Origin of the sequence: Companilactobacillus halodurans (assembly GCF_009600985.1) — a bacterium.
In the GTDB taxonomy this organism is placed as follows: Bacteria; Bacillota; Bacilli; order Lactobacillales; family Lactobacillaceae; genus Companilactobacillus; species Companilactobacillus halodurans.
Window position 1 is genome coordinate 1 of record NZ_VDFP01000004.1, and the last position, 12,634, is coordinate 12,634.

Sequence of the window (12,634 nt, forward strand, 5' to 3'; positions counted from 1 at the left end):
ATATGTATATTACTATAACAACAAAAGGATAAGGACAAAATTGGCCGGAAAGACACCGGTAGAATACCGGAATCTTTCCGACCAACTGATTGCCTAAAATAAACTCCAATTAATGGGGTTCACTTCATTGGAGTATCATGCTTTATTTTTTCTAAAAAAAAGTGATTTCCATTTATAATTGTCTTATAATAATTTTAATTTACAAAAATTAATAAATGAAATTATTCATTAGAAAGCGGGCCAGCGTATGTGGGAAATCAAAAAATTTTCAGAACTAACAACTAAGGAACTTTTTGAAATTTTGTATCTTCGTACCAAGATTTTCGTAGTTGATCAAAAAAGAATCTATCAAGAAGTCGACGACCAAGATTTGCATTCCATTCATATTTTTGACATGGTCGACGGAAAAATTGCTGCTTACGCTCGAGTTTTCAGCCAAGATAATAAAGTTAGCTTTGGACGCGTAGTGACTGAACCAAGCTTTCGTGGACAAGGATTAGGCAATGAACTGATGAAACATGTTTTAAAAGTAATTCACGATGAATTTCCTAATAGAGAAATTGAAATAGAGGCTCAAGCCCAAGTTCAAGGTTTCTATGAGAACTTCTCTTTTGAAGCCCAGGGAGATACTTTTATATTTCAACACACTCCCCATATCAAAATGACGCATGCAGCAATATCTGCATAAAAAGCCACCAATTCAGATTTGAATTGGTGGCTTTTTTTAAAGGACGTTAAATAGTCCTAAGATTTTTATTATCACGATAGCTAAAATAATACTCAACAATGCATGAATCATAAACAAAATTGAAAAAGCAACGAAATATACAGAGCCACTGATAACAGCAGTTCTAATATTAAAGACATATAAAAATGAGCCCAATAATATCAGAAAAACTACCCAAGGCAAAATCCCTTTATTCACCGTTATAAAGTCGTTACGGCTTAGGTCATAGACTGTACTAGCAATCATAATCGTTAAAATAATATAAACGATAAGCATTCCAAAAGAAGCATTAGAAAAGCTCGATTTTAAATTATCCAAGACCGAATCAAAGATCATCGAAACTGACAATTGAGTATTGATACTCAAGCTTTGAGCGAGTGACGTCATACTAAATTGGGCCTGCAATAGAAATTTTTGCAAAAAGTACAAGACTAATGAGCACATATAATACGGTGCCAGACCAATAAAGAAATTACCCAACATTTGATAGACGTTACGGTCATTATAACGATGGTCGACAGACCCCAACGACCCGGAACGTTTATAATTGAGATTCAATAATTGGACGTGCGTGACCTGATGACCAAATAAATAAGCAAAAATTGCATGGCCCAGTTCGTGAATCACGACCCCAAGTCCTCCGACGACTAGCTGACTGTTATTGCCCAAATTATTAACTAAAACGACTTTTGAATAATGTCCCAACCAAGAAACTAGCAAAGATGTTACATAAGGGACAACTGTAAAAATCACAATAAAGGTTATTACAAAACCAAAGTAACTATTCCACAAAACGATTTCTCCTTGCATAATTTTTCTAATTATAACATTGGAAATCACTTATTTTGATTTGTTAAACGACGATTTGTTTCATTCTTAAGCAATTTATAAATTGTGGCAGCTACTGGTACTCCTAGTAGCATACCAACGATGCCACCAAGTCCGCCACCAACGGTAATGGAAGCTAAGACCCAGATTCCCGGCAATCCTAATGAAGTTCCAACAACTTTTGGATAAATCAAATTACTTTCAATTTGTTGCAGTACCAAAATGAAAACAACGAATAAAACCGCTTCTAAGGGCGAATTGACAGCAATGAGTAAGAATCCTACTGCACCACCCATCCAAGCTCCTAAAATAGGAATTAAAGCGGTTATAGCGACGAATGCTCCCACAGATAATGCATAAGGAAATCTAAACAAAAGCATTCCTAAAGTACATAAAGTACCTAAGATAATGGCTTCAGTAACTTGACCAACGATAAAGCTAGTAAACATTTTATTAGTTGTACTGAGAACATAATGGGTCTTTTTTAAGTGTGATTCTTTCATAAAAGCTCGACTTACACGATCGATTTGTGAAGCCAATTTTTCTTTGTTACTCAAAATATAAATGGCAAAAGTTATGGCTAAAATAAAATTGACAATTCCCTTACTAATGCCCGTAACAATCTTAAAAGTTGAACCAAAAACGCCACTAAAACCTGACGATAAGTATTTCATTACCTTCGATTGAACTGAGGTCCAATCGATATTGGTTGATTTGATTTGATCGACTAAGACTGAATCATGATTGATTTTTTGAATCGCATTCGACAAATCAGTAAAGAATGTTGGAATCGACTTGAAAAAGCTAGTCAAAGCACTAATAAATTGTGGCAAGACAAGACTGAATACCCCTGTCATTACTAAAATAACGATAATCAGAGATAACAGAATTGCTATACCACGTCGCGACTTTTGCAACCACTTCATCTTTGTTTTTGAGAACAAATGCTTTTCAATCTTGGCACATAAAATATTCAGAGCATATGCCAAAACAGCTCCTAAAATTAACGGCATAATCACGCCGAGCAGATTTAAGAAGATTTGATAAATCTGGCTTGGATAAATTAAAAGAAATAATAATAAAACAGCAATGATTCCATATTTTATAATATTTCGACGATTTATTTCCATATTGTCTCCCTCTTCTATTATCTACCCAATATAACATAAAAAAGGACGCCACCAAATGTGTGACGTCCTCGTAGAATCATATTTTTTAAGCCTTGTTGCCAACAACCCAACGTTTGATCAATTCGACTTCTTTTTCGTTTTGATTAAACTCTGAGAATACCAATGCCTTATTCATATAATTCTTAACTTTTTTATTATATCCGTTAACTCGACTCTCATTCATTGCTAATTGTGCATAAATTCTTGCAATATAATATGTCACATGATTTTGTGCACAAACTTTTACCCCATAATTTAACAAGGTATTAGCTGTTTCTAAGTCTGTTCGTTCGGAATAGTAAATTGCACAGTAGAAAATAATATTAATATAACGCCATATCTTCGTTACATCGTCAATCGACATTGTATAAATATTATTGAAGACCTTGCTGAAATAGTATTCACTCTTTTGATCATCGCCTTGCTTAGCATAAACCATGCCCATGCCAACATATGACAAGAAGGTGAATATTGTTTCTTCTTGCGTATCTAATTCGGAGATGATTCTATTAAAATCAAAGACCGCATCAAATAAATCTCCATCATCCAAAACGTTTAAATAACCCTTTAAATAGTAATACTGCATCAAACCTTCTTTGTCATGAATCAAATCATCGACATCAATTGACTGTATGATCTTCCAAGCATCTTTATACTCTTGAATAATCAAGTTAAATTCTGCCTTGTTCATTTGTTTCACGACTTTTTGACACTTATTATCTTTAACGCCGATAATACTATCCAAAGATAATCCTAGTCGGTTACATAATTGAATCAGGATTTTTAGTGAGGGTATTTTACCGTTATTCTCAAATTTACTCAAAGTTGCTTGAGTACAGATACCGTTACTCAATTCCTTTTGAGAGAGACCTAACTCTTTTCTTTTATCAATAAACGTCTGTATATCCACGCCATCGCCCCTATATATAATTATTTTATATCAATAATTATTTTAATTATATACCCACATCTCAGCCTTGTCATTTCTGTTTAGACTTGTTAGACGAATCGTATCTCATTTAAATATCTTACCATATGATATATAGAATAGTATTCATAAATAATTATTCCTATAGTGAATAATCAAGTCTTTTTATGACAAAAAAAATTGGAATTTCTTCCAATTTTTAAGAAGCTTATTTATTTTTTAAATCATTGTAGGAATTAATCTTAGTCATATAAGTTGGAACTGCTAGACCAACCTTTGCGCCTTCAAGATTTGCTCCAAGATCTTCAACTTGATTCTTGTAATCAGCGTAGAATTTAGCCGAAGTCTTAGGTAACCAAGCACTCACGGTAGCATCAGCAGCTTTAGTAGCAACTGAAGCCCAAACAGGTTGCATTTCCATTGACTGAATCGTAACATTATAGCCTTTGTCTCGCAAGACTTGAGCAATAACGTTAGTTGAAGCAATTTCAGAATCCCAAGCAACATAAGTTAACTTGATTGATTTTTTACCAGTGGCTTTATTTACACCCTTAGTCCACCTATCAACAGTCTTCTTATTTTTCTTGATCCACTGCTTAGCAGCAGTCTTTGGAGATTTACCAGCATTTACTTCCAACATAACATCAGACATTTGTGATGGTGTCCAGTGGAATTGATCCAAAATCTTATAGGCTCCTGGAGAATCTTTCTTCAAGCCCTTACGAACAATCGTACTGATATGTTCAGCTTTTCCATAAACATTCTTAGGATCTTTTAAAAATTTCAACTTATATTTTTTAAACATCCAGTGTGGTTGCCAACCGGTAATCACAATGGCTTGTTTATTTTTATAAGCTTTATCTAAAGTACTAGTCATCGCAGAAGTTGAACTTGGTTGTAGTTGCCATTTATTGCTTCCACCCAAATGATACTTCTTGATAGCTGTTTGAGTAGTACTCATTTCACCAGCACCAGCATCGATACCAGTGATTGTGTAATTCACTTGAGGCCCCAATTTTTCCTTACTGTTATATGGAGCTGTTTCAGAACTGCATGCGGAAATAATTGGGATAATTAGTATTGCTAATAAGAAAAGTTTGATAAACTTTTGTTTTTTCAAAAAATCCCTCCTAGTTCTTTCTGCGGTTTCTTGTCAATGATTGTGTCAATCTATCAAGAATAATAGCCAAGATAACGATTGACAAACCGGCAGCAAATCCGTTACCAGCATCGTTTCTACCAACGGCGAAGTAAACTTCAGTACCAAGTCCCATGGCACCGATCATAGAAGCAATAACAACCATAGATAGTGAAAGCATCATACTTTGGTTGACACCAGCCATTAAACTTGTCTTGGCAATTGGCAATTCAACCTTAAATAATTTTTGCCATTCAGTGGATCCAAAGGAATCCGCAGCTTCAATCAATTCATTTGGTACTTCACGAATACCCATATTAGTCATACGAACTGTTGGTGGCATAGCAAAGATAACTGAAGCTACGATACCAGGAACCATACCAATACCGAACAAGGCAACAGCAGGAATCAAATAAACGAAGGCTGGCATTGTCTGCATAAAGTCAAGGATAGGTTTCAAGATAATCTCGGCAATATGGCTCTTAGCCATCAAAATACCTAATGGAATACCAATAACAATGGCAATCAAACTAGCTGTTAAAACCAAGGTTAAAGTTTGAGTCATGTCACGCCAGTAATTTAAGTTCCAAATCAATAGTAGACCTAGAAACTCAAATACTATTAAGCCCCAATTTTGTTTGTCTCGATTGACAAACAAAGTTAATGCCAAAATTATAACAATAAATAACCAGATTGGAATTAAATCGAAGACCCATTGAAAGGCATTGTTGATTCCTCCAATAAAGTTAGTAATTGCATTGAAAAAGCCTGTAAACTTAACTAACCAATCGACGAAACCATCGATCCAATCAGCTAACGGAAGCTTGGGAATGCTGGCCAATAATAAAAGACTATTCAAAATCGCTCACCTCATTTCCTGCTAAGGCACCAAGAACAGCACCACGGACAATAATACCTTTCAATTGCTTCTTGTCATTAACGACAGCAAATGGAATACCTGTTTGTGAAATATCATCCATTAAGTCAGAGATTGGTGTATCTTCAGAAGTTGTTGGAACCTTATCTTGAATAATAGGTTTCATATCCCCTTTCTTTTCACGAACTAGCTTGATAACATCGTTGGCATCAACGACACCAATCAATTTACGTTCGTTGTTAATGATATAAGCTGTTGAAACTTCATTAGCTCTCATCATCTTCAAAGTCAAAAGTGGACCAGCTTTTTCGATATTGATTGTCATTGGACGAATCATAACGTTACCAGCTGTCAAGACCTTACTTCTATCAACGTTTTCAATGAATTCTTCAACATATTCGTTGGCTGGATGAGTCAAAATATCTTCAGGAGTACCAGTTTGAACAACACGGGCATCCTTCATAATCATGATTCGATCACCAAGCTTCAAAGCTTCATTCAAATCGTGACTGATAAAAATAATTGTCTTATGTAATCTGTCCTGAATATCCAAGAGTTGATCTTGCATATCAGTTCTGTTCAATGGATCTAGAGCTGAGAAAGCCTCATCCATCAATAGTATTTCGGGATCGTTCGCTAAAGCACGAGCCAATCCGACACGTTGTTGCATACCACCAGATAATTGATCAGGATACTCATCGTTATATCCAGTAATACCAACAGTTTCAAGTGCTTCATTGGCTTTTTTATCACGAGTTTCTTTATCTACTCCCTGAATTTCCAAACCATATGATGCATTATCCAAAACGGTTCTATTTGGTAACAAACCGAAGTTTTGGAAAACCATACTCATTTTCTTACGACGAACATCACGAAGTTTCTTTTTATCCATCTTCATGACACTTTCGCCATCAATCAATACTTCACCCTCAGTGGGCTCAATAAGACGATTGACCATTCTTACTAATGTTGATTTACCACTACCAGAAAGACCCATGATAACGAATATCTCACCATCATTAATCTTAAAGTTTGCTCGATCAACACCAATAGTGGCGCCTGTTTCCTTGAGAATTTCTGCTTTACTTTTGCCTTGACGGCTTAACTCTTTAGCTTTGTTAATGTGCTTACCAAAGATTTTTGTTAAGTTCTTGACTTCTACTTTTGCAGTACCCTTATTAGTACTCATTAAATCCCCCATTCTTGGAATTGAAATAAACATACTTTCCTATGTTCATTATTTAGGAATAAAAAAGCTGTTATTTAACTTCATAAATAACAACGACCCTTATTACCCTAACAAATATAATTTGTATAGGCAAATAATTGGATTAATTTTAAGCAGTATAGTTGGAAAACAATTCCATTTTTATTTTTAAAAAGCAGCTTAAGAATCCCTTAGCATCAAGGTTTTTAGCTGATGGTCAAAAACAAATATTTTTATTTTCAAAAAAATATTCTCACCGTTTATCTTTGTAACCGTTTTCTTGGTTATGAATACATAAAGAAAATTTAGTAATATTTATTCCTGTACTATATTTTTTATAATAGCAGGTTATAAACCATTTTTAAAATTATAACCTTTATTAATTTAAATTTTATTTAAAAGTTGAGCCGCCAAAAAAAATAGAGTAATTTCACTAATATAGGAAGTTACTCAAAAAAGCAGTAAATATTTAATCTCTTTTCATATTTTTCTTGACGAATTTTTCAGTTCCATCAATTCTAGCTTGACCATAGTATTCACATTTAAAATTAACAACATCTAAAGTTTCTTGTAATTGATCCATTTGACTTAAAACTGACTTACGCAACTCATGAAACATTTCCAAGCGTTTATCCAAAGTCGAATCGCCCTCAAGCACCCAAGCTGTAAATTGCTTAATATCCTTAATTGGCATCCCGGCATTTTTCAAACACTCAACCATATTCAATGAGTCAAGATTAGCTTTTGTAAAACGACGAACACCAGAACTGTTCTTTTTTAAATTAGGAATGAGTCCCTCTTTATCGTAATAACGGATTGTTGGCACTGATAAGTGGAACTTTTCGGCTGCTTCGCTAATTGAATAAGTTACCATCATTTCTTCCATAAATTTTCCTCCGAATTCTCTTAAACCTAAAGTTAAATTCAGGTGATGAGATGATTTTATAACTTATTTAATTGAAATACAAAAATATATAATTTGCGAATATCAAAAAAGACTATCAAATTCCAAATTGGAAAAATTTGATAGTCTTTTAATTTTTGTAAATTTAAAACGAGCTAATGCCTTATTTTCTACTTATTTGCCCAAGTTTTTGTTAAGAAGTAACTATTCATCTTATATTCAGTGTTTTCTGGATTGGCTTTTTTGGTCTTATAATAGCCCTTCAAATGATGATCGAGCATTAACCAACCTCTCCAGCCCATGTGAATAGTATCTTCAGCAATGTAGTTAGGATTCTTAACATTAGATAAATCTACGATATTGTTGAATCCTTGCGATTTCAATTGATATTTGATTTTCTTATCAAAATTAGTAATTGAGCTCATAGGCATGCCTGTATATTTAACCCAGTGTGGATTAATCGGTTGAATAACAAACATTACTTCAACTTTATTTTGAGCGAACATATAGAGTAGCGCCTGAAAATCATTATATTCTGGTGAATGAGTATATGTTACATGACGGTGAGCATTTTTATAAATAATGATTCTCTTCTTTAACTTACGTCTATAAAATGAATCACCTATTTGTAAATCGTTATCGTGCGAGTGTTTCTTAGCTAATTTAACAGCCAGTTTGTTCAAATGTTTGTAGTCGTAAGTATCAGGCAATTGAGCTGACGCTTTATTGATTTGTCCTTGGTGGTCATTCATGGACAATGATCCAAATAAATCATCTTGGCTCTGCAAACTTGAACGGGCAATGTCTCTAATATAGAAACGTTGAAAATCTGTTATCTGCTTACCTTCAGAAATACGTTCTAAGGCATCATCTTCGATTGGGCCTTTACTAACACCTAAATCGATAATTCTGCTGGCTACGTACTTGTTCATCTTTTTATCGCCGTGATTGGAGTTCAAGATAAAACCTGTCAACTGCAACGGCGATAAGAAATATTTGAAAGCATCAGACGGTACACCGGATTTGGTAAACCATTGTGGAGAAATAATGAAAACAGCTTTATTTCCCTTTAGATTAGTCATCCCACCAACATTCATTGCCTGTGTCAATGAAGCAGTTCCCGGATTACCTTGCAAAAATGGCTTATTCTTCCAATGATATTTTTGCGCCATGGAAGATGGATGGAACGGATCCATTCTAGAAAGTTCCGACGAACCAATGATAGGAATGTAGTTTTCCTTCTCAGCGGCATTCTTAACGCTCTCGCCTTTTAAGACCCGAGTATCAAGGGAAGTTGCAGCTTGATCAACCTTTTTTGGTGTAACGGTTTTAAAGTTGATGGGCGTCCAGAGAAGGATCAATAAAGCAGCAATAGCAACTATAACAGGTCCAAAAATCATCCATAACTTTTTTTTCATAATCTATTCCAATTCTTGTACACGTTGGGCAATTTTATTAATTGTTGACCATTGTGAACGGTCGAATTCAGAAACTGGTACTTGAATACCAAAATCATCTTGTAATGTAACTAAAACTTCAACAGTTGCCATTGAGTCTAAAACGCCATCTTTGAATAAATCTTGATCCATGTCTTGACCAGCGTCGTCCAAACCTGTTACATCTTGTAAAATACCTACAATTTTGTTTTTAATTTCGTCCATAATAAATTCTCCTAACTAAACCATAATTTGTCTAAAATTCCTGAAAAAATCATAAAACTGAAACATACAATGTTAAATGTTAAAAATATTGCAAATGCTTGTGTAAATTTGTTGCTAGGAATACTCTTCCGGTGTTTCTTTTTAAATCTCAACCAAGCATCGTTCGTAATCATAGCCCCAGCGTGGAACAAGCCGTAAACGATGTAGAACCAAGTCTCACCGTGCCAAAAGCCCATGATTAAAAACAACATCAAGTATCCAAAGTTAGCAATATTAACTCGGCTCTTAATCCACTTGTGTTTAATCATCGTGAACATCAAACGCATATAGATAAAATCTCGGAACCAAAATGATAAGGTAATATGCCATCTATTCCAAAAATCTTTGATGTTCTTAGATTTAAAGGGAGCTCTAAAGTTCATAGGCGTTTTAATCCCCATAAAATTACTGATGGAAACCGCAAAGAGTGAATACCCAGCAAAGTCAAAGAACAAATACATACTATAGACGTACATGTAGGCTACTAAGGCCCAAGAAATCCCTAAAGGAGTTTGATTGCGATAAGACAATGTCAAAATCTCAATCTTTGGTAAAAGCAAAGTCCCAAAGAAATATCCAATAATGAATTTGTAAAGCAAGCCTTGCATTAACTTGTTAACGCCACTGTGCAATAATTCAACATATTCTTCTCGACTAGGAACCTTCAAAATATCTTTTTGAAAACGTCTGAACCGATCGATTGGTCAAGAAGTAATGGTTGGGAAGAACAAGAGAAATCTGACAAATTCAAACGGAGTTATCTCTTTAATTGCCCCATCACGCGTTTCCATAACGATTTCAACTGATTTGAAGGTCAAATAACTGATACCCATAAAAGCAAAGAGTGAAATCGTAGCATTATTGATTAATGGATCTAATTTGACAAAGACCAGTGGAACGATTGCTAAAACCACGAACAAGGTAAAAATCCAAAAATTGTTGTACTTTTTACGATACGAGCGATATGTGAAAACAATTGCCATTTCGTAAAGGATATAGAAGATAAGTGAGATTCCTTGCGACATATTGCCGCCAAAGAATGTAATTATCAAGATAACGACTGTTGCGAAGAAGTCATAGACTTTTAAACGTTTGCCAAACCAAAGACCTATCATGATTGGCAACAAGAGTAGCAGCAAATAGATAAAATAATGCGGGCTGCTATAAGGTGTGATGTTATTCATTAATTTCGCCTATCAAAGTCTTTCTATCGATTTTCCCATTCTTGCTAATTGGTAATTCTTCTACGAATCGCAACACATTAGGAATCATATATTCCATTGTCGTTTCCTTTAAAGCATTCTTGATATCAGAACTTATCTTTTGAGAATCATCGTTATTAAACTCATCTTCTAAGACGATACAAGCAATCATTTTGCTGACTTGTTTCTTGTTGTTATAAAGCGGAACTGTACATGACTGTTTTACTTGTTCGAGGTTGCCAAGCATTGAATCTACTTCTTCAAGCTCGATTCGATAACCGTGCATTTTGATTTGAAAATCAGTTCTACCATGATAGAACAACAATCCGTCAGCATCTTCACTGACCATATCGCCTGTGTGATAGAAAACTTTGCCATCAATTTCTTCAAAGGCCTTATTAGTCTGCACAGGATTATTCAAATAGCCTTTAGAAACATCAGGACCGCTGACTAACAGTTCGCCAGTCATACGACCTAATTCATCTTCAGTTCCATTGATTCTTGAATCCATATTAGCTTTCAAGTAACCAATGGGCAGACGATCAAATTTTTCTAAAGCATCTTTATCAATTTGAATTGAAGTGATAGCAACCGTATTTTCAGTTGGTCCATAAGTGTTATAAAGCTTTGCGTTAGGAAATTTTTTGAGTAATTTCTTAGCAGTTGCATGAGTTAATTCTTCGCCACAGAAAATAAATTTGTTCAATTGGGGCATGTGTTCTTCATCAAAACCTCTAAACAATAAGCACATTTCAAAAAATGATGGCGTTGAAACCCAAGTGTTGAAGTCCGATTCAACGATTGCTGTTTGCAATTTACCAAAATCCTTAGTGGTATCTTTATCCACAACATCTAGTGTCACGCCATTGATTAATCCCGGATAGATATCAAAAACTGATAAATCAAATGAGAATGGGGCTTGCAACAACATTTTCATTCCTTTTGAGTAATCGAATTCCTTAGTTGCCCATTGCACAAAATCCAAGATATTATTAGTGCTGATCTGAACTCCCTTAGGAGTACCAGTTGTTCCAGAGGTGAAGATTATATAGAAATTATCGTCTGGTCCAATGCTCAAACTACTGTCATAAATATTGTTGTCTGAGTTTAAAACCCTCTTTAATTCTTCTTTACTTACTTGAGGTGTATCGACTCCAAAATCTGCCATATTGCTCCAATTTAAAATCAAGGCTGGTTTAGCAACGCTATTAATTTGAATCACACGCGATGGATCGGACCCATCATCAACTGGAATGTAAGGGTGTCCTGCCTTAATGGCTCCTAAGAACATGACTAACATTTCAAATTGTTGACCACCAAAAATAATTAATGGACTCTTTGCAGGTAAGAATTTTTCTTGTAAAAAGCTTGCAATTCGGTCAGATTTTTGCGATAACTCTTGATATGTATGAGTCTCCTGACCATTTTGGTAACAAACTTTTTCTGGGTCTTGTAATGTGGTAGCTGTAATTTTTTCAATGATTGTATTCATATTGTTCCCTTCTTCCTGTTTCCATTAGAAATCGTTATAAATAAACTTGGCGCTTCCAACACCGTTGTATCCATAGATATACAAAAGTACTAAGAAAATAGCGAAAAATATAATTGTTTTAATAATGAAAAGCACTGCTGGCTTCTTAAAAAAAGCAAGGAAACTATTTTTCATAATCTATACCTCACTGAAAGAGTTTTTACTAATGCGGGACTATATAACCATTCAAAATAAACGGTGTCAAACTAAAAAATAAGCCAAAATAACTAGATATTTTTATTTCTATATAACCTGTATAAACATTATAATAAAAAAACAATGTAGACTAATCTGCCTTTTAAGTAAAAAATATTTGTCTTTTTTGACCAAATCCAAGTAGCTGTTAGGTTTTAATGATTATATGTTTAAACAAATTAATTATAATTGACCGTTCTTTTCTTTACAAAATATACGCACCGTAAT

Annotated in this window: 13 protein-coding genes and 1 pseudogene; 2 read left to right on the top strand and 12 right to left on the bottom strand. The window is 34.4% G+C overall.

Annotated features, from left to right (window positions below; translation table 11 throughout):
* Together FHL06_RS15090 and FHL06_RS02940 are read left to right on the top strand one after the other, a co-directional pair.
* Positions 1–97: IS3 family transposase (locus FHL06_RS15090; protein WP_153384755.1), on the top strand; the 97-nt coding region annotated here is incomplete at its 5' end.
* Between the two features lie 150 nt (positions 98–247).
* Positions 248–688: a GNAT family N-acetyltransferase gene (locus FHL06_RS02940; RefSeq protein ID WP_153384756.1), complete on the top strand. Its 441-nt coding sequence runs from the start codon at positions 248–250 to the stop codon at positions 686–688.
* 36 nt (positions 689–724) lie between these two features.
* Here the strand turns inward: FHL06_RS02940 and FHL06_RS02945 are convergent, their stop codons facing one another.
* The 12 genes and pseudogenes from FHL06_RS02945 to FHL06_RS03000 form a co-directional block, all read right to left on the bottom strand.
* Positions 725–1,519 carry a hypothetical protein gene (locus FHL06_RS02945; protein ID WP_153384757.1) on the bottom strand — a complete coding sequence of 265 codons (795 nt, stop codon included), beginning with the start codon at positions 1,517–1,519 and terminating at the stop codon, positions 725–727.
* A gap of 44 nt (positions 1,520–1,563) precedes the next feature.
* Complete coding sequence (locus tag FHL06_RS02950; protein WP_153384758.1) at positions 1,564–2,685, bottom strand: AI-2E family transporter; 1,122 nt, start codon at positions 2,683–2,685, stop codon at positions 1,564–1,566.
* Positions 2,686–2,770: 85 nt separating this feature from the next.
* Positions 2,771–3,634 carry a helix-turn-helix domain-containing protein gene (locus tag FHL06_RS02955; RefSeq protein ID WP_162000292.1) on the bottom strand — a complete coding sequence of 288 codons (864 nt, stop codon included), beginning with the start codon at positions 3,632–3,634 and terminating at the stop codon, positions 2,771–2,773.
* Between the two features lie 226 nt (positions 3,635–3,860).
* The gene (locus tag FHL06_RS02960) at positions 3,861–4,772 is read right to left on the bottom strand and encodes a glycine betaine ABC transporter substrate-binding protein (protein ID WP_153384759.1); all 912 of its coding nucleotides are present in this window, start codon (positions 4,770–4,772) and stop codon (positions 3,861–3,863) included.
* 10 nt (positions 4,773–4,782) lie between these two features.
* Positions 4,783–5,631, bottom strand: a complete 849-nt coding sequence (locus tag FHL06_RS02965; RefSeq protein ID WP_153384867.1) for an ABC transporter permease — start codon at positions 5,629–5,631, stop codon at positions 4,783–4,785.
* A 10-nt stretch (positions 5,632–5,641) separates the two neighbouring features.
* Positions 5,642–6,856 carry a quaternary amine ABC transporter ATP-binding protein gene (locus FHL06_RS02970; protein WP_153384760.1) on the bottom strand — a complete coding sequence of 405 codons (1,215 nt, stop codon included), beginning with the start codon at positions 6,854–6,856 and terminating at the stop codon, positions 5,642–5,644.
* Positions 6,857–7,343: 487 nt separating this feature from the next.
* Positions 7,344–7,751, bottom strand: a complete 408-nt coding sequence (locus FHL06_RS02975; protein WP_153384868.1) for a MerR family transcriptional regulator — start codon at positions 7,749–7,751, stop codon at positions 7,344–7,346.
* A 197-nt stretch (positions 7,752–7,948) separates the two neighbouring features.
* The gene (dltD, locus tag FHL06_RS02980) at positions 7,949–9,196 is read right to left on the bottom strand and encodes a D-alanyl-lipoteichoic acid biosynthesis protein DltD (protein WP_153384761.1); all 1,248 of its coding nucleotides are present in this window, start codon (positions 9,194–9,196) and stop codon (positions 7,949–7,951) included.
* Between the two features lie 3 nt (positions 9,197–9,199).
* Positions 9,200–9,439, bottom strand: coding sequence for a D-alanine--poly(phosphoribitol) ligase subunit DltC (gene dltC / locus FHL06_RS02985; RefSeq protein ID WP_153384762.1), 240 nt, complete (start codon positions 9,437–9,439; stop codon positions 9,200–9,202).
* An 11-nt stretch (positions 9,440–9,450) separates the two neighbouring features.
* Positions 9,451–10,662, bottom strand: a pseudogene (gene dltB, locus FHL06_RS02990) (D-alanyl-lipoteichoic acid biosynthesis protein DltB).
* The gene (gene dltA / locus FHL06_RS02995; RefSeq protein WP_153384763.1) at positions 10,655–12,172 is read right to left on the bottom strand and encodes a D-alanine--poly(phosphoribitol) ligase subunit DltA; all 1,518 of its coding nucleotides are present in this window, start codon (positions 12,170–12,172) and stop codon (positions 10,655–10,657) included. The pseudogene dltB and the gene dltA overlap by 8 nt, the downstream one beginning before the upstream one ends.
* 24 nt (positions 12,173–12,196) lie before the next feature.
* On the bottom strand, positions 12,197–12,346 hold the full coding sequence (locus tag FHL06_RS03000; RefSeq protein ID WP_153384764.1) for a teichoic acid D-Ala incorporation-associated protein DltX: 150 nt from the start codon (positions 12,344–12,346) through the stop codon (positions 12,197–12,199).
* Positions 12,347–12,634 lie beyond the last annotated feature (288 nt).

What these genes read in the sequence shown, in the direction of transcription:
- FHL06_RS03000 (WP_153384764.1), bottom strand. Translation starts at nt 12,346, where the DNA reads ATGAAAAATAGTTTCCTTGCTTTTTTTAAGAAGCCAGCAGTGCTTTTC.
- FHL06_RS02975 (WP_153384868.1), bottom strand. Translation starts at nt 7,751, where the DNA reads ATGATGGTAACTTATTCAATTAGCGAAGCAGCCGAAAAGTTCCACTTA.
- FHL06_RS02950 (WP_153384758.1), bottom strand. Translation starts at nt 2,685, where the DNA reads ATGGAAATAAATCGTCGAAATATTATAAAATATGGAATCATTGCTGTT.
- dltD (WP_153384761.1), bottom strand. Translation starts at nt 9,196, where the DNA reads ATGAAAAAAAAGTTATGGATGATTTTTGGACCTGTTATAGTTGCTATT.
- FHL06_RS02940 (WP_153384756.1), top strand. Translation starts at nt 248, where the DNA reads ATGTGGGAAATCAAAAAATTTTCAGAACTAACAACTAAGGAACTTTTT.
- dltA (WP_153384763.1), bottom strand. Translation starts at nt 12,172, where the DNA reads ATGAATACAATCATTGAAAAAATTACAGCTACCACATTACAAGACCCA.
- FHL06_RS02970 (WP_153384760.1), bottom strand. Translation starts at nt 6,856, where the DNA reads ATGAGTACTAATAAGGGTACTGCAAAAGTAGAAGTCAAGAACTTAACA.
- dltC (WP_153384762.1), bottom strand. Translation starts at nt 9,439, where the DNA reads ATGGACGAAATTAAAAACAAAATTGTAGGTATTTTACAAGATGTAACA.